The following is a 22,720-nucleotide window of genomic DNA, read 5'->3' on the forward strand; positions in this document are numbered from 1 at the left end:
TAGTAATAGAAAAATAATTAAATTACAATATTTTTAAATATTTTTTTTATAAAAATATTTAAAAATATAACATTTTAATATTATTATAAATTAACAAATTTAAACATTAAATCAAGCTTTAATTTTAAACCCTGTGTATTGTATAGTTTTATTTTATCAATTTTTAAAGCTATAGGAAGATTTTCTAAATTTTGTATAAAATTGAGCAAGTCTTTAAAGTCGCCATTTAAACTTAGAGAAACGTAATTATAGTGGATAAAATTTTTGTTTTCTTGGGAAAATTTTATTTCATTAATGGTTAAATTTTTGGATAAATTATTGATTTTTTTATTGAAAAAATCTTTATCATAAGAAAATAAATGCAATTTTTCTTTATAGTATTTTAATTTTTCTTCCTCTGTTTTTATCTGTTTTGTTAGTTTTATCCCTATTTCTTTAAGATGTGAATTTTCTATTTTTGCTTCATTTAATGCAAGGTAATTATGTTCTACTAATGTTTTTTGAAAAATATTTTCCAAAAAGTGATCGTGAATTTTAAAAGCTAAAAACAAAGCACAAAGGCAGATAAAAGAAATAAAAAGAAATTTTTCCCTAGGATTGAGATTTTGCAAAAATACTTCTATTTTATTCATGTATGACTTCTAATATGATATTAAATGTTTCTTCATTTTTATCAAGAATTTTAAAAGTTAAATTTAGATTTTCTAATGCTTTTTTAAAGTGGTTTTCATCGATAAAAGAAAGAATGATTTTTGTTTGTTTAAATTCAAGATTTGTAATTTTAAGTTCATTGGAATTAAGCCATGATATGATTTGATTTAGAATGATTGCTTTATTTTTGTCTAAATTGATTTCTTTTGTTATGGTGGATAAAATATGAAATTGTTGTTGTGTAGATGATATTTTATTAGAAAGAGTAAAGTTTAAATCTTGTATGTTTGTTAATAATTTTTGCTTATCTTGTTTTAGTTTAGAAATTTCTTCTTGTATGATAAAATTTTTATTTTGAATTTCCTTATTTTGTTTGTATTCTATAAAATCTTTAAATAATAAAATCATCATACTAAGACTAAAGCTAAAAATAAATATTAATATAATTTTAAAAGAAATAGATATTTTTATTTTATTATGCTTGATAAAATTACAATTTTGATCTAGATTTTTTATACTATATGAACTTAATTTCAATAAACTATTTTTATCAAGAATATCATTTAGATTTAAACATTTTATTTGAGATGAGAAGTAATGTTTGATTGTATCCAAATCCTGATAAAGTAGCAATTTGCTTTCATAGTGTTTTAAAAGTTCTATAAATCGATTTTGTTTAAAAAATAAATCCATATTACTTGGGTTGAAATTTTCGATTTTTTTAAGATTGATAAATTTTCCCTCTTGGTAAAAATATAAATATAAAGTTTGATCATATAAATTTAAAACACAATAATCACTTTCCTCAATAAATCTTTCATCAAACAAAGCTTGAAAAATTAAAGGCTCAGGAAAGCAAAAACGACTTTTTTTCAATTTGTAAACAGGCGCTAAAAAACAATGATAAATTTCATTATGTTTAAAAAAAGCTATTTGGTAGTCAAAGGGTTTGCTTAGCTTAAAATCTGCAGTTAAATTGTTAAAAAGTTCATCTTCTTTGGATATTCCTGTTCTTTGAGCATAAAGCAAATCTGTAGATTTTATAAAATTTATTTTATTTAATGAATTAATTTTCATCATTTAAAAGTTTTTTTAAAAATTCTTCATCTTTTTGCCAGTTTTTTTTCACTGTTACGAAAAGCTTTAAAAGTACCTTTTTTTGTGCAAGTTTTGAAATTTTAAAGCGTGCATCTTTGCCTATTCTTTTTAAAGTTGCCCCTTCTTTTCCTATAAGCATACCCTTGTGAGAGTTTGTATCGGTGATGATATTGGCTTCTAGGATTAAAAGATTAGGTGTGTCTTTGGTGCGATGGATAAGCACTTCGCTACTATAAGGAAGCTCATCACTTAAATTTTCATAAATACTTTCAAGTATGAAATCTCTATAAAGTTCTTTTTCGCTACTCGCACTTAAAAATTCAGGATCATAAAAATACTCATGTTTATCAAGGTATTTTACTATTTCATCTAATAAGCCTTTTTTATAGCTTTTTTTCTTAGAAGAATAAGGAATGATAGCTTTAAAATGTTGGCTAAATTTTGCATATTCGCTAAGTTTTTTTAAAAGTGTAGCATTGTCGGTTAAATCTACTTTATTTAAAGCGATGATATGTGGTACTTGTGGGTTTAGACTAAGAAAATTTTCATAGTCTTTTGTACTATCAAAAACACTCGCCACAAATAAAATCACATCACAATCCCCCATGGATTTAATAGCACTTTGGACAAGCAGTTGATTAAGCGTAGCACCGCTTTCGTGAAGTCCTGGGGTATCGATGAAAATGATTTGATTTTTTTCATGCATCACTATGGCTTTAATTTTACGTCTTGTGGCGTTTTGTTTGTGAGAAACTAGGGCGATTTTTTCTTCTAATAAGGAATTGATTAAAGTACTTTTTCCTGCATTAGTACGCCCTATGATGCTAACAAAGCCACTTTTCACAAAATATACCTTGCAAGATCTTTATTTTCTATGATATCTCCGAGTTTTTCTTCTACCATTTTTTTATCCACTACGAATTTTTTACCCGCATACTCATCAGCTTCAAAGCTTAGATCTTCAAGTAATTTTTCTATCACAGTATGTAAGCGTCTAGCACCTATATCTTGCATTTCTTCATTGGCTCTTGAAGCTATTTTCGCTATTTCTTTAATAGCTTCATCATCAAATTCAAGTTCTAAATTTTCAGTTTTTAAAAGCTGAGAGTATTGTTTTAAAAGTGAATTTTTAGGGCGTGTTAAAATTTCATAAAGAGCTTTATCATCAAGACTATCTAATTCCACTCTTAAAGGAAAGCGTCCTTGAAGTTCAGGGATAAGATCACTTGGTTTGCTAAGATGAAAAGCCCCTGCAGCGATAAAAAGAATATGATCGGTTTTTAAAGTACCTATTTTTGTTTGTATATTTGATCCCTCGACTATAGGAAGTAAGTCTCTTTGCACCCCTTCTTTACTTGGATCTTGGCGATTTGAATTTCCGCTTGAAACAGCGATTTTATCGATTTCATCAATAAAAATAATCCCTTCATTTTCCGCTCTTTTTAAGGCTTCGCTTTTGATACTTTCTTGATCTAGGATTTTTTCTCCTGCTTCGTTTTTTAAAGCATTTTTAGCGTCTTTGATTTTCATTTCTTTTTTGACTTTTTTACTGCCAACACCTATAACCTTAACTATATCTTGCATTGCACCCATTTCAGGAGGTAGGTTAGGATTGGTATCGAACATATTTTGCGAAATTTCTATCTCTATAGTGCTTTCATCAAGATCGCCATTTCTTAGTTTAGTTCTCATTTTTTCAAGACTGTTTTTATATTCTTCTTGTTTTTCATCGCTGATACCCTTTGGTAAAGGTGGCAAAAGTTTTTCTAAAATTTTATTTTCTATAAATTCATCGATTTTATCTTTGTTTTTTTCTCTTTGCTCATTTTTTACTAAATTTAAAGCCGCATTGGCAAGATCTCTTACCATACTTTCTACATCACGACCTACAAAACCTACTTCAGTATATTTGCTCGCTTCGATTTTGATAAAAGGAAAGCCCATCATTTTAGCTAAACGCCTAGCGATTTCTGTTTTTCCTACGCCTGTAGAACCTATCATCAAGATATTTTTTGGCACTATATCATCTTGCAACTCAGGGCTAAGTTGCATTCTGCGGTAGCGATTTCTTAAAGCTATAGCTATGATTTTTTTAGCTTTTTTTTGTCCTATGACATAATCATCTAAAAATTTAACAATTTCTTTTGGAGTTAGATTCATTTCTCATCCTCGATCACATAAGTTTTGATATTAGTATTGGTATAAATGCAAATTTCACCCGCGATTTGAAGGCTTGATTTTACAAGCTCTTCTTCATCTAAACTTGCATGTTTTGCTAAGGCTCTAGCAGCTGAAAGTGCATAGTTTCCACCACTTCCTATGGCTGCGATTTGTCCATCTTCGGGTTCGACCACATCGCCTGTACCAGAAAGTAAAAAAATGTGATTTCTATCAAGTACAAGCATCATGGCTTCAAGTTTTCTTAGGTATTTGTCCTTTCTCCATTCTTTAGAAAAGTCAATCGCTGCTTTTAAAAGATCGCCTTTAGAACTTTGAAGGAGATTTTCAAACATATCAAAAAGATTAAAAGCATCAGCTGTTGAGCCTGCAAAACCGGCTAAAACTTTACCATTATTAAGTTTTCTTATTTTTACGGCATTGCCTTTTAATACTGTGTTTCCAAAGCTTACTTGTCCATCTCCACCGATTACGGATTTGTTTTTGCCTTTGTAAGCTAAAATCGTTGTTGCGTGAAACATTATTCCGCCTTTATATTTATATTAAATTTAGCGTGGATTGCGTGTCCGAGCTTTACGCTTACTTCATGAAGTCCAAGACTTTTAAAAGTGTCACATTCTAAACTTTTTTTATCGATTTCTATGTGACTTTGCTCTTTTAGGGCGTGAGCGATTTCATCTTTGGTTACTCCACCAAACAAACTTCCATTTGCACCTACGGGTTTTGAAATTTCAAGAGTGATTTTGCTAAGTTCTTCTTTGAGTTTTTCTAAATTTGCGATTTCAAAGCGTAAATTTTCAGCCTCTTTTTTCTTGTCGCTTTCGTATTTTCTTAAAACTTCATTAGTAGCTGCTTTAGCAAAGCCTTTAGCGATTAAGAAATTTTGTCCGTAGCCGTCTTTTACTTCTTTTATTTCTCCTGCTTTTCCAAGTGCTTTTACATCTTTGATTAATAATACTTTCATTTTATTCCTTTATTAAAATTTTCTTCCATTTTTTCCTGCGATGATAAAACGCAAAGCATTAAGCTTGATAAAGCCTGCTGCGTCTTTTTGATTATACACTTCATCTTCTTCAAAAGTACAATAAGCTGCGTTAAACAAGCTATCATTTGCACTTTCGCGTCCTATAATCATCACATTGCCTTTGTAAAGCTCGAGTTTTACTCTGCCATTGGCATGAATTTGTGACTCGTCGATTAAGGCTTGAAGCATCATTCTTTCAGGCGAGAACCAATAGCCATTATAAATTAAACTTGCGTATTTTGGCATGAGTTCATCTTTTAAGTGCGCTGCTTCTCTATCAAGCGTGATGCTTTCAAGTGCTCTGTGTGCTTTTAAAAGTATAGTACCGCCTGGAGTTTCGTAACAACCACGGCTTTTCATGCCTACATAGCGATTTTCTACTATATCAAGGCGTCCTATACCGTGTTTGCAGCCTAGTTCGTTAAGTTTGGTTAAAAGTCCTGCGGGACTTAGTTTTTCTCCATTTATCGCTACTAAATCTCCTTTTTGGAAATCAAGTTCTATAATTTCACTTTCATTTGGAGCGTCTTTTGGGCTTTTACTCCATCTCCACATATCTTCTTCAGGTGCGTGTGCAGGATCTTCTAAAACAAGTCCTTCGTAAGAAATATGAAGTAAATTTGCGTCCATAGAATAAGGGGATTTTCCTTTTTTCTTAGAAATATCAATACCGTGTTTTTGCGCATAAGCAAGAAGTTTTTCACGACTGTTTAAATCCCACTCACGCCATGGAGCGATGATTTTTAAATCGGGATTAAAAGCAAGATAACCAAGTTCAAAACGCACTTGATCATTTCCTTTACCTGTGGCGCCATGGCTTACCGCATCAGCACCTGTTTGCAGGGCGATTTGTGCTTGAGTTTTTGCTATAAGTGGTCTTGCTATACTTGTTCCTAAAAGATATTCTCCTTCATAAATCGCATTGGCTCTAAACATAGGAAATACATAATCTTTAACAAATTCATCTCTTAAATCTTTAATGAAAATATTTTCTTCTTTTATGCCTAAAGAAAGGGCTTTTTTTCTTGCAGGTTCGAGTTCTTCACCTTGACCAATATCTGCTGTAAAAGTTACAACTTCACAATTATACTCATCTTGAAGCCATTTTAAAATGATGCTCGTATCAAGCCCTCCAGAATACGCTAAAACTACTTTTTTTACTTCATTTTTCATAAGATATCCTTTGTTAAAATAGATTTGAAAATTGTAAAATTGTATCCAAATTTCATTAAAGAAAAGTTTTTACTTGCTATTTTCTTAAAAAATAAAGCAAAGGCGTAAGCAAATTTTGTTCTAAAAATTGATTTTTTTTGCTAAAATTGCTTTTATGAGAGTAGATAAATTTTTAAATGTAGTTAATATCACGAAAAGAAGAGCTATTTCTGAGGATATGTGTAAAAGTGGTGTAGTGGGGATTAATGGCGTTATTGTTAAGGCGAGTAAAGAGGTTAAGGTGGGTGATATCATCACTTTGCATTTTACTGAATACACTCAAAAATATAAAGTCCTAGCTATACCTAGCACGAAAAGCATTCCTAAAAACGCACAAAATGAATATGTGGTAAAATTATGAAAGAATTTATTTTAGCAAAAGATGAGATCAAAACGATGCTTCAAATAATGCCTAAAGAAGGTGTTGTTTTGCTTCAAGGAGATTTGGCTAGCGGAAAAACAAGCTTAGTACAAGCTTGGGTTAAATTTCTTGGTCTTGATGCAAGGGTAGATTCTCCAACTTTTTCCACTATGCAAAAATATGAAAATCATGATATTTGCATTTATCATTATGATATTTATCAAGAAGGTTTAGAAGGACTTTTAGCGAATGGTTTATTTGAAAATTTTTTTGAAAAAGGTTTGCATTTGGTTGAATGGGGCGGTGAAAATTTGAAAAAAACTTTAATGAAATTTGGAATTTCTACTATCCAGATTAAAATTAGCATTAAAGACGACAAAAGAAAGTATGAAATTTATGAGTAAATTAGAAATTGTAAATTTAGAAAAAATTATTAAAAAAACTAAGATTATACATGGAATTTCTTTAGAGGTTAATAGCGGAGAAGTTGTAGGACTTTTAGGGCCAAATGGTGCAGGAAAAACGACAACTTTTTATATGATATGTGGACTTATTTCCCCAAGTAGTGGAAAAGTTCTTTTAGATGGTTTAGATGTGACAAAAGATCCTTTAAATAAAAGAGCTAGATCAGGGATAGGTTATTTACCTCAAGAAAGTAGTATTTTTAAGGATTTAAGCGTAGAAGATAACCTGCTTTTAGCGGCTCAGATTTTTTATAAAGATAAAAAAATTTTACATGATAAAGTTGAGCAAATGCTTGAACTCTTAAGTATAGAGCCTATTCGTTTAAGGAAAGGTTTAAGTTTAAGTGGAGGTGAAAGAAGGCGTTGCGAGATCGCTAGAAGCTTGATGTGCGAACCTAAGTTTTTACTTCTTGATGAGCCTTTTGCAGGTGTTGATCCTATAGCAGTGGCTGAAATTCAAACTTTAATTAAAGAGCTTAAAAGATTGGGGATTGGGGTTTTAATTACCGATCATAATGTGCGTGAGACTTTGGCTATTTGTGATAGAGCTTATGTTATAAGATCAGGTTCTTTGCTTGCTAGTGGGAATGCTGATGAAATTGCAACCAATAAAGACGTGAAAAAGTATTATTTAGGAGCGGAGTTTAAACTCCTTGATTGATGTTAAAGCAAAAAATCACCCAAGCGCCCAAGACTAAAATTTCTCAAACTTTACGCTCTTGGTTGCCGATTTTACAAGCAAATATAGAGGATTTAAAAGAAAATTTAGATAAATTTGCTGAGGATAATCCTTTCTTAAATGTTCAAGATTCGATACAAACTCATGATAAGGGTAAGAATTATTTTGATTCATTTTATAAACATAATATAAATTCGGCTTTTGTGGATAGTAAAGGACTTGCCAAAAAAAGTGTTTATGAGCTTTTAAATGAACAGATTCTTCCTCCTTTATTTCCTACAAACAAATCTCAAGAACTTGCAAAAAAAATTATAGAATGCTTAAATGAGGAAGGATATTTTGAATACGATGAAGAATTTTTAAAAGAGTATTCCTTAGAAGAAATTGAGCGAGTAAGAGCAAGATTTAAATTTTTAGATCCTGTAGGAGTGGGAGCTAAAGATTATAAAGAAGCATTTTTATTTGCTCTTGAAAATATGGAATTAGATGAAGATATTGATGAGTTTTGTAGAATGTTAATTATGGATTTTGAAAATATACAAAACTATACCAAAGAGCCTTTATATAAAGAAGCATTAGCTGTACTTAAGCGCTTTAGCACTCCCCCTTTTTTGGAATATTTTGAAGATTCTCGTATAATTGTTCCTGATATTTTTGTTTATAAAGAAAATGGTGAAATTAAAGTAAAAATCAATGATGATTATTATCCTGAAATTTCAATCCAAACTGATGGTTTAGAGCATGATTTTTTAAGTCATTACATCAAAGAAGCAAAAAATTTAGTTGATGCTTTAGCGATGAGAAAAGCTACTCTTTATAAAATAGGGCTTATGATAGTAGAATATCAATATGATTTTTTCATGGGAAAAGAGATAAAACCTATGACTTTTAAGGATTTAGCACTTGATTTAGAACGCAATGCTTCGACTATATCAAGAGCTGTGGCAAATAAATATTTAAGTTGTGAAAGAGGACTTATCCCCTTGCGTGATTTTTTTGCTTTTGCTCTTGATGAAGAGGGAGAGACTTCAAATGTAGGTGTTAAAGAATTTGTGGCAAATTTAGTAAAGAATGAAGATCGCAATAAACCTTTAAGCGATAGTAAAATTTTAGAATTAATCAAAGAAGAATTTAAAGTCGATATAGGGCGAAGAACTATTACAAAATATCGCAAACATCTTAATATAGCAAGCTCTACAGATAGAAAAAAATTATATGAACTTGAAGGATAAAATTCTATCAATCTATCAAACCCATTACACTTTTGTTTTATATTTAAATTTAATTTAAATAATATAAAAAATTATTGTTTTATTTTTAGAAATATTATTCTTTAATTTAAAAATGTGATACAATAATAACTGTTTTTAAATATCAATTTTCAAAGGAGTTAAAATGGACTTTTTAACAAGCCTTAGTGAGGGAGGGCAATTTGCAATCCAAATCATTATCGTTTTAATTTGTCTTTTTTACGGTGCAAAAAAAGGCGGCATAGCGCTTGGTTTACTTGGTGGTATAGGTATTTTAATGCTTGTATTTGCTTTTCATATAAAGCCTGGAAAACCAGCCATAGATGTTATGCTTACGATTTTAGCGGTAGTGGTTGCGAGTGCAACTTTGCAAGCAAGTGGTGGTTTGGATGTTATGCTTCAAATAGCAGAAAGAATTTTAAGACGCAATCCTAAGTTTTTGACAATATTAGCGCCTTTTGTAACCTGCTTTTTGACCATACTTTGCGGAACAGGACATGTGGTTTATACTATTATGCCTATTATTTATGATATAGCGATTAAAAACGGTATTCGTCCTGAGCGTCCAATGGCGGCAGCTTCTATATCATCACAAATGGGTATTATTGCATCTCCTGTATCTGTGGCTGTTGTGAGTTTGACTGCTTTGCTTTTAAATGCTAATCATAAATTAGCAGGTTTTGATGGTTATATTAATCTTCTTCAAATTACCATACCTAGTACATTATTTGGTGTATTGTGTATAGGAATTTTTTCTTGGTTTAGAGGAAAAGATTTGGATAAAGATGAAGTATTTCAAGAAAAACTTAAAGATCCTGAATTTAAAAAATATGTTTATGGGGATTCTAAAACACTTTTAGGTGTTAAACTTCCAAAAAGCAATTGGGTTGCAATGTGGATTTTCTTAGGAGCTATTGCTTTAGTGGCTTTATTAGGTGTATTTGATTTCTTGCGTCCAAACTGGGGGCAAGTTGTAAAAAATGGCATTCCTCAAGTAGATGCTTTAGGCAATCCTAAAATGGATGTTTTATCCATGGTTTCAGTTATTCAGATGTTTATGCTTTTAGCAGGTTCTTTGATTATCATCTTTACTAAAACAGATGCAAAGAAAATCGGCTCTAATGAAATTTTTAAATCAGGTATGATAGCACTTGTTGCGGTTTTTGGAATTTCTTGGATGGCTGATACTATGTTTGCAGTTCACACTCCTATGATGAAAGCAGCGCTTGGAGATATAGTAAAAGAGCATCCTTGGACTTATGCTGTAATGCTTCTTTTAATTTCAAAATTTGTAAACTCTCAAGCAGCGGCTATTTCAGCTTTTGTTCCTTTGGCTTTAGGAATTGGTGTTGAACCTGGTGTAATTGTTGCCTTTGCGGCTGCTTGTTATGGGTATTATATTTTACCAACTTATCCAAGCGATTTAGCTACTATACAATTTGATAGATCAGGTACTACTCACATCGGTAAATTTGTTATCAATCATAGTTTTATTTTACCAGGTCTTATAGGTGTAATCACTTCTTGTATAGCAGGATATTTTATTGCTATGGCAGCGGGTTATCTTTAACAATTTTTAGCAGGATTTTTCCTGCTAAATTTTTCATTTGTCTTTTTATTTAATATAGATAAAAATTATAAATAAATCATAAAATTAGTATTAATCAAAATATAAGCTTAACAAGGATAGAATAAATCCTATTTTGAATCAATGAGAAAGGGCTATCCTATGGATGTTATCTTTGCTTTGCTTCTGCTTTTAGCTTTTGGTAGTTTATGGTTTTTTATCCGTTTTTGTGAAGTTCAAACTAGGACACGCGGATGATATTTTTACTAGTTTTAAGCTTAATACTTGCTCTTTATTTATTTTATGCTCTATTATATCCTGAAAAATTTTAAAGGAAAAATATGCTAGAAATTTTAATAACACTGATTATAGCTTTTATATTGGCTTTAATTTTTGGAAATTATCTTTATAAAATTGCAAGCTGTAAAAAAACTATTTTTGATTTTATTTTTAATCCAATTGATAACTTAATTTATAAAATTTGTGCAATTGATAGAAAAAATATGACTTGGCAAAAATATTCTTTGCATTTAATTGCTTTTAATGCCTTAGTGGCTATTTTTTCTTTCGTGATTTTTTATTTGCAAGATAAACTTTTTTTAAATCCCAATTTGATAAATTCTATGAAAGGGGATTTGAATTTAAATACTGTAATTAGTTTTATTACAAATACAAACCTTCAGCATTATAGTGGAGAGAGTGCTTTAAGTTTGCTTTCCCAAAATACAGGCATTTTACTTGCTATGTTTGTTTCAAGTGCAAGTGGATATTCTGCTTGTATGGCTTTTTGTCGTGCTTTATGTGGTATGCAAATGGGAAATTTTTATGAAGATTTTACGCGTATTATTACGCGTTTGATGTTGCCTTTAAGTTTTATTTTGGCTGTAATTTTTATCTCTGAAGGCGTGGTGCAAAACTATCACGCAAATTTTAGCGTGCTTACTTTAGAAAATAAATTTCAAAGCATTGCCACAGGTCCTGTTGCAGCTCTTGAGTCTATAAAACATTTAGGGACAAATGGGGGTGGTTTTTTTGGTGCTAATTCAAGCATGCCTTTTGAAAATCCTACTTCACTTACAAATTTTTTACAAATTTTATCCATGATGCTTATTCCTAGTGCCTGTGTTGTAGCTTTTGGATTGATGGTTTATCATAGAAAAGAAAGACAAGGTTTTGCTCTTATGGGAAAAGAAGGGGGAGTTATTTTTGGTGCAATGGGGATTATTTTTATCATTTCTTTGCTTTTAATTTATTTTAGCGAAAAAATGTCAAATCCAAATTTGGATTCTTTGGGTTTAAATGCAAATTTGGGAAATTTAGAAGGTAAAGAAATAAGATTTGGCACAGATGGTTCGAGTTTATTTAGTGCTGTAACTACTGCTTTTACTACAGGAAGCGTCAATAATATGCACGATAGTTTAAATCCTTTAAGCATCAGTGCTACTTTGCTAAATATGATGTTAAATGTGGCTTTTGGTGGCGAAGGAGTAGGGCTTATGAATATGATTATTTATGTGCTTTTAACCGTGTTTATTTGTGCATTAATGATAGGCAGAACTCCAGAATTCTTGGGTAAAAAAATAGAAAGCGCACAAATGAAGCTTATAGCTTTGGTAATTCTTATCCATCCTTTATTAATCCTTGTTTTAAGTGCATTAGCTGTTGTTTTTGCAAAAGATAGTATAAGCAATCCTAGCTTTCATGGCTTGGCTCAAATTTTATATGAATTTAGTTCTTCGGCAGCAAATAATGGTTCAGGACTTGAAGGTTTAAAAGATGATAATTTATTTTGGAATTTAAGTACAGCTTTTGCTATGTTTTGTGGGCGTTATTTGGTTTTAATAGCTCAGCTTGCTATAGCTGGATCGCTTTTGGCTAAAAATACACAAGAAAATACTGCAAATTCTTTAAAAACGGATAATTTAACTTTTATGTTTGTGCTTGTTTGTATTATATATATTTTTACTGCACTTACTTTTTTTCCAGTGCTTACTTTATCAAGCGTTGCAGAATATTTATCTTTATGGCATTAAGGAGAGTCAATGTCTAAAAAACAAAATAAACTCATTACAAAAGAAATTTTAAATAATGCCATAAAAGGAGCATTTTTAAAATTTGATCCACGCTTTATGGTAAAAAATCCTGTTATGTTTATGGTGGAAGTTGGATTGATTCTTACTTTGATTTTAAGTATTTTTCCTACTTTGTTTAATGGAAATTCTGATGAAAGAATTTATAACATCTTAATCACTTTTATTTTATTTATAACCTTGCTTTTTGCAAATTTTGCAGAAAGTATTGCAGAAGGAAGGGGTAAAGCCCAAGCAGCTACCTTAAGACAAAGCAAAAAGGATTCTAAAGCTAGACGCATAAAAAGTGATGGCAGTGAAGAAATGCTTAATTCTAGCGAGTTAAAAATAGGTGATATAGTTTTAGTTAAAGCAGGTGAACTTATACCTAATGATGGAGAAATTATAGAAGGTGCTGCAAGTGTTGATGAATCAGCTATTACAGGTGAAAGTGCTCCTGTTATGCGTGAAGCGGGCGGTGATTTTTCTTCTGTTACAGGTGGGACTACGGTTTTAACTGATTTTTTAAAGATTAAAATTTTAGTTGGAGCTGGGGAAAGTTTTTTAGATAAAATGATCAATCTTGTAGAAGGTGCTGCGCGTCAAAAAACTCCAAATGAAATTGCTCTTAATACTCTTTTAATTGTTCTTAGTTTGAGTTTTTTGGTGGTGGTTGTAAGTTTATATCCTTTTATGCAATTTTTAGGCGTGAGTTTGCCTATTTCGTGGTTAGTAGCATTGCTTGTATGTCTTATTCCTACAACTATAGGGGGGCTTTTATCAGCTATAGGAATAGCAGGTATGGATAGGGTAACGCGTTTTAATGTGATCGCACTTTCAGGCAAGGCTGTTGAAAGTTGTGGTGATGTTGATACTATGATTTTGGATAAAACAGGAACGATTACTTTTGGAAACCGTTTGGCAAATGAATTTTATGAAGTCCAAGGTATAAGTAAAGAAGAAATGATTAAAGCTTGTGTTTTATCCTCTTTAAAAGATGAAACTCCAGAAGGTAAAAGCATAGTTGCATTGGCTCAAAAAATGGGTTATGAATTAGAAGGTAATGATATTAAAGAATTTATCGAATTTAGCGCTCAAAATAGAATGAGTGGTGTGGATTTACAAGATAATACAAAAATTCGCAAAGGTGCTTTTGATGCTATAAGAGCTTATATAAGCGAAATGAATGGAAAAATTCCTAGCGATTTAGAAACTAAGGTAATGGAAATTTCAAATCTTGGTGGCACTCCTTTGGTAGTGTGTAAAAATGAAAAAATTTTAGGAGTGATTTATCTAAAGGATACAGTAAAACCAGGACTTAAAGAGCGCTTTGATGAGCTTAGAAAAATGGGCATAAAAACTTTAATGTGTACTGGAGACAATCCTTTAACAGCAGCTACTATAGCTAAAGAAGCAGGGCTTGATGGATTTATAGCAGAATGCAAGCCTGAAGATAAAATAGAAGCCATTAAAAAAGAACAAGCTCAAGGTAAGATAGTAGCCATGACAGGAGATGGAACCAATGATGCTCCGGCTCTTGCACAAGCTGATGTAGGTATAGCTATGAACTCAGGAACTCAGGCGGCCAAAGAAGCAGCCAATATGATAGATCTTGATTCTAATCCTACTAAAATTTTAGAAGTGGTTGAAATAGGAAAAGGTTTGCTTATTACTAGAGGCAGTCTTACAACTTTTAGTATGGCAAATGATATTGCTAAGTATTTTACTATTTTACCTGCTATGTTTAGTGTGGTTTTACCTCAAATGCAAATTTTAAATATTATGCATTTGGCTACCCCGCAAAGCGCTATTTTATCAGCACTTATTTTTAATGCTATTATTATACCTTTGCTCATACCTATTGCTATGCGTGGAGTTAAATTTAAGCCTATGAAAAGTGAGCATTTGCTTTTAAGAAATTTGAGTATTTATGGTTTAGGTGGTATGATAGCACCTTTTATAGGGATAAAAATAATTGATATTCCTACAGCTTGGATACTTAGAATTTTAGGAGTGTGATATGCTTAGAACTTTGCTTAGTTTTTTTGTGGTAATGCTAATATTGTGTACTCTTATTTATCCTTTTGCTTTAAATACGGTTGCAAAATTTATTTTTCCTTATCAATCAAGTGGAAGTTTAGTGGATAAAGAAGGTCGTCCGACTTTGGATATAAGCAAAGCGGTAGGTTCAAAGCTTTTGGGTCAAGATTTTAATAAGCCTTATTTTCTACATTCAAGAGCATCTGTATCAAATTACAATACAAGTGATACAAATGAAAGCAGTGTAAGTTCAGGTGGATTTAATTATGCTATGTCAAATCCTGCTTTAAAAGAGCGTGTGCAAAAAGATTTGCAAAAATTTTTAGATGAGAATCCGCAAATTACAAAAGAACAAATTCCTTTGGATTTGTTAAGTGCTTCGGGATCAGGACTTGATCCTCATATCAGTCTTCAAGCAGCCCTAGTGCAAATTCCTAGGATAAGTCAATCTTCAAAAATTACCAAAGAAGAACTAGAAAAAATCATTCAAGAAAATACCGAGTCTAAATTTTTAGGGATTTTTGGGGAAGAAAAGGTTAATGTTTTAGCTGTTAATATAGCTATTGCTAAAGCCATGAAAAAAGAATAAACATGCAAAGACAAAGTCCTGAACAAATTCTTAAAAAACTTGAGGTTAAAGCCAAGGAAGAAGAAAAAAACAAACTTGCAAAATTAAAAATCTTCTTAGGTTATGCTGCAGGTTCTGGAAAAACTTATGCTATGTTAAGTGAAGCTAGAACTTTAAGGGATAATGGAGTTGATGTTGTTTTAGGCTATATAGAGCCTCACGATAGACCTGAAACAATGGCTTTAACACAAGGTTTTGAAAGTATAGCTAATCTTGAAATTCCTTATAAAAATATAGTATTAAAAGAATTTGATTTAGACGCTACCCTTAAGAGAAAACCTGCTTTGGTTTTAGTAGATGAGCTTGCACACACTAATGCTAAAGGGTTGCGTAATGAAAAGCGTTTTCAAGATATAGAAGAACTTCTAAAAGCAGGGATTGATGTTTATACTACTTTAAATATACAACATTTAGAAAGTTTAAATGATTTAGTCGCTAATATCAGTAAGATAGAAGTTAAAGAGCGTATTCCTGATCGTATTTTTGATGAGGCTGATCAGGTTGAACTTGTTGATATTGAACCTAATAAGCTTTTAAAAAGAATGCAAGATGGTAAAATTTATAAGGAAAAACAAGCTAAACTAGCACTTGAAAATTTCTTTCGTCAAGAAAGACTTATAGCTTTGCGTGAGATTGCCTTAAGAAGACTTGCTTCAAGAGTGAATTTAAGAGCAAGTGAACAAAGGCTTATTAATGATGATTTAGCTTATCATACTGGAGAGCATATTTTAGTTTGTATTAATGCTTCAAATGCAAAGGTTATTCGTGCAGCTGCAAGACTTGCTTTAGCTTTTCATGCTAAATTGAGTGCGCTTTATATAAAAAATCCCAATATTAAAGAAGAAAAAGCCTTAGAAGAAAATATAGAACTAGCTAAAAGTTTTGATGCTGAAATCATTAGCGTATATGATGATGATATAGCAAGACAAATTGCAGAGTATTCAAGCCTTAGCAATGTTTCTAAAATTGTTTTAGGTAAAAATAAAGATAAAAAAAAGTTTAAAGAAGAGATTTTTGAAGCTGTTGCTAAAAAAGCACCTAATATTGATTTATATCTTGTTAATGAAAATCAAATTTCTACTCCTAAAATACGAAGTAAAAAAGGTTTTGATTTTTTAGGTTTTTTAAAAATCACAGGAGTTTTGCTTTTAGCAACTTTTATAGCTTTTGTATTTCATAAATTTAATACTCAGCCAAGTAATATAGTTATGATTTTTATTTTAGCAGTTTTTGCTTCTTCTTTTATTTCTGATAATAAAATTTTCGCCTTTTATTCTTCTTTGGTAAGTGTTTTGATTTATAATTTTTTCTTTTTAGAACCTATTTTTAGTCTTAAAGTTCATGATAGTGGAAATATTATTACTTTTACAACTATGTTTATAGTTGGATTTTTAACAGCTGTTTTTACTAGAAGATTAAAATTGCAATCTAAAGAACTCACTAAAAGAGCTTATAGAACGGCTATTTTGCTTGAAAATAGTGAAAAGTTAGCAAGAGTGAAAAGCAAACAAGAGCTTTGGGAACAACTTGGAAATCAAGCTTTAAAATTATTAAATTTACCTATTATTATTTATCCTATAAATAAAAACAATATTTTATCGAAACCTTTGTTGTTTTTTAACGATGATAAGCAAATGTTAAAAAATTGTTTTAGTGCTGATGAGATTGCTATTGCTCAATGGGTTGCAACAAATAAAGAAAGAGCAGGTGTTTGTACAAATACCCTGCCTAATGCTAATGCTATGTATTTACCTATAGAAGATGGGGAAAAAACTAAAGGGGTCATAGGTATAGTTTTAAAAGAAAAACGTCCCTTGCAAGACTTTCAGTATGAAATTTTAAGTGCTTTACTTAATGAGGCAGGAGTTAGAACAAGGGATATATTTTTATTATAAATCCCTTAATTTATTAATCTCATCTCTAATTGCGGCAGCTTTTTCAAACTCAAGTGCTTTTGCTGCTTCAAGCATTTGCTTTCTTAATTCTTTGACAAGTTTTGCTCTTTCGCTAGCAGGCATTTTTTCTAGTTTTTTACCTTTGCGATAAATTTCGCCTAAATCCTCTTCATTTTTCAAACTCTCTTCAATATGGCGTTTGACTGAAGTTGGGGTAATATTGTATTTTTTATTATAAGCCATTTGAAGTTTGCGGCGTTCATTGGTGGTATCCATAGCTTCTTGCATGGATTTTGTGATTTTTTTGCAAAAAAGCAAAACCTTGCCATTGACATTTCTAGCTGCTCTTCCCATGGTTTGGATTAAACTTGTAGTGCTTCTTAAAAAGCCTTCCTTATCTGCATCCATAATGGCAATGAGTGAAACTTCAGGCAAATCAAGTCCTTCTCTAAGTAAGTTAATGCCAATTAGCATATCAAAAGCACCGCTTCTTAAACCTCTTATGATTTCATTGCGTTCTATAGCATCGATGTCTGAGTGCATGTATTTGACTTTTATACCAAGCTCTAAATAATACCTTGTAAGTTCTTCAGCGAGTTTTTTAGTTAGCACGGTTACTAAAACCCGTTCGTTTCTTTGTATGACTTTTTTAGCCTCATCAAATAAAATTTCAACCTGATTATCACTATCTTTTAATTCTATTAAAGGATCAAGCAGTCCTGTAGGACGCATGATTTGATGAAAGATGTTTTCTTTGCTAAGTTCAAGTTCTAAAGGTGCAGGTGTAGCTGAAACAAAAAGAAATTGACAATTTTTATGGATAAATTCATCAAACATTAAAGGACGATTATCCAAGGCTGAAGGCAAACGAAAACCATAATCCACTAAGGTTTGCTTTCTGCTTCTATCTCCTGCAAACATACCTCTAAATTGCGGTAAAGATACATGGCTTTCATCGACTATAACAAGAAATTTTCTATCTTTAATCGCAAAATAATCAAAAAGCGTATAAGGAGTATCACCTTCTTTAAGCCCTGTTAAATGCCTTGCATAATTTTCAACGCCTTTACACATTCCTGTGCTTGTAAGCATCTCAAGATCAAATTCAACCCTTTGTTTAAGGCGTTGATATTCTACGAGTTTATTTTCATGCTCAAAATAAGCAAGGCGTTCGTTAAGTTCTGCTTTTATGTCTTTTATCGCTTGTTTTAATCTTGTTTCGCCCACGCTAAACTGGCTTGTAGGATAGAGTATGAAGCGTTTTAAATCTTTACCTTTTTTATTTTCTAAAACATTGTAATGATACATAGCATCAAGCTCATCGCCAAAAAATTCAAGTCTTACTACTTCATCTTCATAATAAGCTGGATAAATGTCTATAATATCTCCTTGAACTCTAAAATCTGCACGATCAAAAAAATTATCATTTCTTTTATAACCCATATCTACAAGTTTTTTTAAAAGTTCTTTTTGTGAAATTTGCATACCTAGTTCAAAGATTAAAACCATGCCTATGTATTCATTTGGATTACCAAGTCCATAATTTGCTGAAACACTAGCTATGCAAACTACATCTTCATAACTTAAAAGAGAAGCAGTAGTACTCAGTCTTAAACGCTCTAAGTCTTCATTGGTCGAGCTGTCTTTTTCTATGAAAACATCAGTGCGTGGGATATAGGCTTCAGGTTGATAATAATCATAATAAGATATAAAATATTCTACATGATTTTTAGAAAAAAAGCCTTTAAATTCACTATAAAGTTGTGCACAAAGGCTTTTGTTGTGACTCATGATAAGAGTGGGTATATTAAGTTCTTTAATGACATTTGCCATGGTAAAGGTTTTTCCACTTCCTGTAACGCCTAGTAAGGTTTGATATTTGTTGCCTTTTTTTATACTTTTTACTATGCCTTTTATGGCTTCTTGTTGATCGGGACTGGGTTTAAATTCGCTGGTAAGTTCTAACATTTTTCTACTTTATTTTTATTTTTGAAAAAATTTTAAAAGAAAATGCTTTAATTAAAAATTAATTGACAATAAAAACCTAAATTTAAATTTTTTTCTGCTACAATATCAAATAATATTTTCCATAAATTACAAATTTCTTAAGAAGGCAAAAATATGTTTGATGAAAAAATAATCAATACTATGACAGATAAAGTAAATGAATTAATTGAAAAGTATAACGAAGTTTGCGAAGCCAATGAGGCTTTAAGAAATGAGCTTGTAAGCGTTAAAGCACAAAATGAAGCGAAAAGTAATCAAATCATGCGTTTAGAAGAAGAACTTAAATCTCGCAATATAGAAAGCGAAGATATTTACAAGAAAATAGAGGCTGTTCTTGGCAGATAATCTAAAACAAGTCATTGTTAATGTCAATGCAAAAGATTTCATTGTTAAGTGCAGTGAAGAATTTGCAAATTTTTTAGAAGATGATATCGCTTTGATTTCTGGCGGTACTAAAAAAATAGAACTTAAACGCTTTGTAGATGCGTTTGTTAAAAAAAGTTATGAAAATTATATTTTAGAAAGAGAACTTAAGAAACTAATAAAAGCAATCAATGAAGAACTCCCGACAAAATGAATAAAGCTTTTACTCTGCTTGAGCTTGTTTTTGTGATTTTGATTTTGGGAATTTTATCAAGCTTATCTTTATCTTTTATCAATACTACAAAAGATGAGGTTAAAATTTTAAAATTAAAAATGGACTATGAAATGCTAAGCTCAGCTCTTGCTTTAATGCGTAGTCAAATGAGACTTAAAAATTTAAATTTTCCAGAAATTTTAGATAATGCGCAAAACAATCAAGCCAAAGAAAAACTCTTTTATTGTTTAAATGATTGTGATTATTCTTTGCTTGATACACCTATTTATTCTGATTTTAAATCTTGGATAAAAATAGGTAAAAATCACTATAGATTTGCATTAAACGCCAAAGAGATGGTTGAATTTATTTATGATTCTAAAGAAGGCTTGTTAAAGTGTATAGGAAGTTCTAGATGCAAAGATCTGATATAAGATATTATGAACTTGCAATTTGTGGTTTGTATTTGGATAATTTAACTTTTCATAGTTTTGATGAAATCAAACCTTTAACACAAGTATTAGTGGATTTAAAAACTAAAAAAAACCTTAAAGCTATCGTGCTTAAAGAATGTCAAAAACCTGATTTTAAAACCGTAGAAATTAAAGAAATTACAAAGTATTTTTTAACTCCTTTGCAATTTGAATTGGCAAATTTTATTGTTTATTATTATGCTTCAAAACTTGGTTTTGTTTTGGGCTTTTTTGAAACCAGTCCTAAATATGAATGTCAAAAAATGTTTTTTAAAGATACCCCTAAGCTAAGCAATCAACAACAAAATGCCTTAAGTTTTCTTCAAAAAGAAAATAATTCCTTACTTTTTGCTGATACAGGTAGTGGCAAGACTGAAATTTATATTTCTTTGATAAAAGAGTGTTTAGAACAGGGTAAGCAAGCTTTACTTTTAATGCCAGAAATCGCACTTACTCCACAAATGAAAAAGCGTTTAGAAGTGTATTTTAAGGATAATTTTTTCCTGTGGCATTCTAAAATTTCAAAGAAAAAAAAGCAAGAATATTTAGAGCGTTTTTGCAAGGGAGAAGTACTTTTAGTAGCGGGTGCAAGATCGGCTTTGTTTTTGCCTTTTAGAAATTTAGGACTTATTGTAGTAGATGAAGAACATGATAATTCTTATAAGGCTTCTAATCAGCCTTTTATCAATGCAAGAGATTTAGCGCTTTTTTTGGGTCAAAAAAATAATATTAAAGTGGTTTTAGGTTCTGCAACCCCATCTTTGACGAGTTTTTACAAACAAAAAAGTTTTAGACTAAAAGGAACTTTTTTTGAGAGCAAAAAACATTTTTTATATGATGAAAATGAGCTTGGTATAACGCCTATGCTTTTAAGCGAATTAGAAAAAAGTTTAAAACATCAAAAACAAGCTATAGTGTTTTTACCTACAAGGGCTAATTTTAGGCAAATCATTTGCAAGGATTGCGGAGAAACGATAAAATGTCCTTTTTGTTCTATCGCCATGAGTATGCATAAAAAGAAAAATGTTTTAAAATGTCATTATTGTAATTATACTTCTTTAATAGAGCAAAATTGTCCAAGTTGCAAAGGAGAAATGTTAGAAGCTAGAAAAATGGGGACTGCTGAACTTTTAGAGCTTTTGCAAAATGCTTTGCCTTTAGCAAAAATAGCAAAATTTGATAGCGATGAAATCACAAGCGTTAAAAAGCTTAATACTATTTTAAAAGACTTTAATGAAAATAAGATCGATATACTTATTGGCACCTCTATGCTTGCTAAAGGGCATGATTATCATAGCGTGGATTTGAGTGTGATTTTAGGGCTTGATGAGTATTTGTTGCGTCCTAGTTTTAGAGCGAGTGAAGAAACTTTAGCTTTAGCTATGCAAGTTGCTGGTAGGGCAGGGCGTAAAGGCGAAGCAAGAGTGCTTTTACAAACAAAAAATAGAGCTTTTTTTGAAAGGTATATAGAGGATTATGATGCTTTTTTAAAAGATGAGTTAGAAAATAGAAAAGATCTTTATCCTCCATTTAAACGCCTTTTAAGAGTTCTTATAGAAGATAAAGATCAAAAAAATGCACAAAAACTTTGTGAAAAACTTGCCTATCAATTTAAAAATATCAAACAAGTAGAATTAGTAGGCTATGGAATTTGTGGAGTTGAAATGCTGCATGGAAAATATCGTTTTTATTTATTACTTAGAAGTGAAAATTATAAAGCTTTAGTGGCAATTGAAAATTATATTTTGCAATTTAAAAATGTAAGTGCGGATATTGATCCTATTGATTTTATATGAAATTAATTTTTAAATCACTCATAAAATCAATTTCACACCAATTGCCATCAATTTCCACTGCTTTTGCGTTGTTGTATTTTTCAATCAAAGCCTGCAAAAAACTTGTCATATACATATTTTCAAAATTTTTATTATCATATAAAATATCTCGGTCAAGCATTTCATAAAAAGCAATAACTTCAGAAAGAAATTGATAAGAAAATTTAAAAAGTCCTATATATTGAGCTTCTATCTCATCATAGGCATTAGCTTTTTTTCCAAGTTCTATAATATAACCATTTGTCATCTTTAATGTTTCAGCATCTTCTAAAGGATTTGCAAAGCGTTTGTTCCAAAGCTTACGCCAAGACTTATCAACTACTATAGCAAGTTCTTCTTTGGCATTTATAAGCTTTTGCACGCAATCTTGAAAATAAACAATATCCGCATAAGAAATAATCAAATCTTGTTTTTCTTCGATGCATTTTAATATAAAATCTTTAGCGCAAAAAAAAGTATGAACCATATTGGTTTTATCATATTTTGAATTAATAAAAAAATGCTCAATATCATATTTATTAAGATAATTTTTTAGCACATCGTTTAAATATCCACCCACAACAGCTATTTCATTTATACCTGCTGATTTTAAAGCTTCGATTTCATAATCTATTATTTTTTTATTCTTATACTCAACCATACACTTTGGTTGATCTTTTGTTAAAGGCATCAGCCTTGATCCAAAACCTGCTGCTAAGATAATTGCATTCAT

At 30.8% G+C, this 22,720-nt stretch carries 22 protein-coding genes and 1 pseudogene; 14 read left to right on the forward strand and 9 right to left on the reverse strand.

All coding sequences use genetic code 11. The features are described 5' to 3' along the window. Positions 1 to 83: 83 nt before the first annotated feature. From SR63_RS01600 to SR63_RS01630, 7 genes are read right to left on the reverse strand one after another with little or no spacing between them, the layout of a single operon-like run. Positions 84 to 632, reverse strand: coding sequence for a hypothetical protein (locus tag SR63_RS01600; protein ID WP_002866514.1), 549 nt, complete (start codon positions 630 to 632; stop codon positions 84 to 86). Continuing rightward, positions 625 to 1,731: a hypothetical protein gene (locus SR63_RS01605; RefSeq protein WP_072238628.1), complete on the reverse strand. Its 1,107-nt coding sequence runs from the start codon at positions 1,729 to 1,731 to the stop codon at positions 625 to 627. The genes SR63_RS01600 and SR63_RS01605 overlap by 8 nt, the downstream gene beginning before the upstream one ends. Beyond that, on the reverse strand, positions 1,718 to 2,593 hold the full coding sequence (gene era, locus SR63_RS01610; RefSeq protein ID WP_002866516.1) for a GTPase Era: 876 nt from the start codon (positions 2,591 to 2,593) through the stop codon (positions 1,718 to 1,720). Before era ends, SR63_RS01605 begins: the two co-directional genes overlap by 14 nt. Continuing rightward, positions 2,590 to 3,909 (reverse strand): ATP-dependent protease ATPase subunit HslU, encoded by a 1,320-nt coding sequence (gene hslU, locus SR63_RS01615; protein ID WP_002866517.1) that lies wholly within the window; start codon positions 3,907 to 3,909, stop codon positions 2,590 to 2,592. The genes era and hslU overlap by 4 nt, the downstream gene beginning before the upstream one ends. After that, positions 3,906 to 4,448 (reverse strand): ATP-dependent protease subunit HslV, encoded by a 543-nt coding sequence (gene hslV, locus SR63_RS01620; RefSeq protein ID WP_002855129.1) that lies wholly within the window; start codon positions 4,446 to 4,448, stop codon positions 3,906 to 3,908. The genes hslU and hslV overlap by 4 nt, the downstream gene beginning before the upstream one ends. Continuing rightward, complete coding sequence (gene rplI, locus SR63_RS01625; protein WP_002866518.1) at positions 4,448 to 4,891, reverse strand: 50S ribosomal protein L9; 444 nt, start codon at positions 4,889 to 4,891, stop codon at positions 4,448 to 4,450. Before rplI ends, hslV begins: the two co-directional genes overlap by 1 nt. A 12-nt stretch (positions 4,892 to 4,903) precedes the next feature. Further along, positions 4,904 to 6,124 (reverse strand): argininosuccinate synthase, encoded by a 1,221-nt coding sequence (locus SR63_RS01630; RefSeq protein ID WP_002866519.1) that lies wholly within the window; start codon positions 6,122 to 6,124, stop codon positions 4,904 to 4,906. Between the two features lie 154 nt (positions 6,125 to 6,278). Between SR63_RS01630 and SR63_RS01635 the strand changes: the two genes are divergently transcribed. The 10 genes and pseudogenes from SR63_RS01635 to SR63_RS01680 all read left to right on the forward strand — a co-directional run bounded on the left by SR63_RS01635 (position 6,279) and on the right by SR63_RS01680 (position 17,116). Continuing rightward, positions 6,279 to 6,524 carry an RNA-binding S4 domain-containing protein gene (locus SR63_RS01635; protein ID WP_002860004.1) on the forward strand — a complete coding sequence of 82 codons (246 nt, stop codon included), beginning with the start codon at positions 6,279 to 6,281 and terminating at the stop codon, positions 6,522 to 6,524. Next, entirely contained in the window at positions 6,521 to 6,928 is a 408-nt protein-coding gene (gene tsaE, locus SR63_RS01640) for a tRNA (adenosine(37)-N6)-threonylcarbamoyltransferase complex ATPase subunit type 1 TsaE (protein ID WP_002854905.1), read from the forward strand. Before SR63_RS01635 ends, tsaE begins: the two co-directional genes overlap by 4 nt. Beyond that, entirely contained in the window at positions 6,921 to 7,649 is a 729-nt protein-coding gene (lptB, locus tag SR63_RS01645; protein WP_002855252.1) for an LPS export ABC transporter ATP-binding protein, read from the forward strand. Before tsaE ends, lptB begins: the two co-directional genes overlap by 8 nt. Next, positions 7,649 to 8,899: an RNA polymerase factor sigma-54 gene (locus SR63_RS01650; protein ID WP_002866521.1), complete on the forward strand. Its 1,251-nt coding sequence runs from the start codon at positions 7,649 to 7,651 to the stop codon at positions 8,897 to 8,899. The genes lptB and SR63_RS01650 overlap by 1 nt, the downstream gene beginning before the upstream one ends. A 163-nt stretch (positions 8,900 to 9,062) precedes the next feature. Then, the gene (locus SR63_RS01655; RefSeq protein WP_002856715.1) at positions 9,063 to 10,487 is read left to right on the forward strand and encodes an anaerobic C4-dicarboxylate transporter; all 1,425 of its coding nucleotides are present in this window, start codon (positions 9,063 to 9,065) and stop codon (positions 10,485 to 10,487) included. A 141-nt stretch (positions 10,488 to 10,628) separates the two neighbouring features. Further along, positions 10,629 to 10,816, forward strand: a pseudogene (gene kdpF, locus SR63_RS01660) (K(+)-transporting ATPase subunit F). Positions 10,817 to 10,825: 9 nt separating this feature from the next. Next, on the forward strand, positions 10,826 to 12,517 hold the full coding sequence (gene kdpA / locus SR63_RS01665) for a potassium-transporting ATPase subunit KdpA (protein ID WP_002877685.1): 1,692 nt from the start codon (positions 10,826 to 10,828) through the stop codon (positions 12,515 to 12,517). Positions 12,518 to 12,526: 9 nt separating this feature from the next. Then, the gene (kdpB, locus tag SR63_RS01670; RefSeq protein WP_002856841.1) at positions 12,527 to 14,572 is read left to right on the forward strand and encodes a potassium-transporting ATPase subunit KdpB; all 2,046 of its coding nucleotides are present in this window, start codon (positions 12,527 to 12,529) and stop codon (positions 14,570 to 14,572) included. Between the two features lies 1 nt (position 14,573). Then, a complete protein-coding gene (gene kdpC / locus SR63_RS01675) occupies positions 14,574 to 15,182 on the forward strand; it encodes a potassium-transporting ATPase subunit KdpC (protein ID WP_002856979.1) in 609 nt (202 codons plus the stop codon). Between the two features lie 2 nt (positions 15,183 to 15,184). After that, positions 15,185 to 17,116, forward strand: a complete 1,932-nt coding sequence (locus SR63_RS01680) for a sensor histidine kinase (RefSeq protein WP_002877682.1) — start codon at positions 15,185 to 15,187, stop codon at positions 17,114 to 17,116. Here SR63_RS01680 and uvrB read toward each other — a convergent pair. After that, complete coding sequence (uvrB, locus tag SR63_RS01685; RefSeq protein ID WP_014516973.1) at positions 17,111 to 19,084, reverse strand: excinuclease ABC subunit UvrB; 1,974 nt, start codon at positions 19,082 to 19,084, stop codon at positions 17,111 to 17,113. The genes SR63_RS01680 and uvrB overlap by 6 nt on opposite strands. Before the next feature lie 153 nt (positions 19,085 to 19,237). Between uvrB and SR63_RS01690 the strand changes: the two genes are divergently transcribed. Genes SR63_RS01690 through SR63_RS01705 form a run of 4 tightly spaced genes read left to right on the forward strand, consistent with a single transcriptional unit; the run spans position 19,238 to position 21,969 of the window. Beyond that, positions 19,238 to 19,468 carry a hypothetical protein gene (locus tag SR63_RS01690; protein WP_002852327.1) on the forward strand — a complete coding sequence of 77 codons (231 nt, stop codon included), beginning with the start codon at positions 19,238 to 19,240 and terminating at the stop codon, positions 19,466 to 19,468. After that, complete coding sequence (locus SR63_RS01695; protein WP_002854947.1) at positions 19,458 to 19,700, forward strand: hypothetical protein; 243 nt, start codon at positions 19,458 to 19,460, stop codon at positions 19,698 to 19,700. The genes SR63_RS01690 and SR63_RS01695 overlap by 11 nt, the downstream gene beginning before the upstream one ends. Beyond that, entirely contained in the window at positions 19,697 to 20,134 is a 438-nt protein-coding gene (locus SR63_RS01700; RefSeq protein WP_002852324.1) for a prepilin-type N-terminal cleavage/methylation domain-containing protein, read from the forward strand. Before SR63_RS01695 ends, SR63_RS01700 begins: the two co-directional genes overlap by 4 nt. Next, positions 20,116 to 21,969 carry a primosomal protein N' gene (locus tag SR63_RS01705; protein WP_002877679.1) on the forward strand — a complete coding sequence of 618 codons (1,854 nt, stop codon included), beginning with the start codon at positions 20,116 to 20,118 and terminating at the stop codon, positions 21,967 to 21,969. The genes SR63_RS01700 and SR63_RS01705 overlap by 19 nt, the downstream gene beginning before the upstream one ends. On the opposite strand, the gene SR63_RS01710 is transcribed toward SR63_RS01705, so the two are convergent. Next, positions 21,962 to 22,720, reverse strand: coding sequence for a CTP:phosphoglutamine cytidylyltransferase (locus tag SR63_RS01710; RefSeq protein WP_002877674.1), 759 nt, complete (start codon positions 22,718 to 22,720; stop codon positions 21,962 to 21,964). The genes SR63_RS01705 and SR63_RS01710 overlap by 8 nt on opposite strands.

Source organism: Campylobacter sp. 2014D-0259 (genome assembly GCF_008000505.1).
Classification (GTDB): domain Bacteria; phylum Campylobacterota; class Campylobacteria; order Campylobacterales; family Campylobacteraceae; genus Campylobacter_D; species Campylobacter_D jejuni.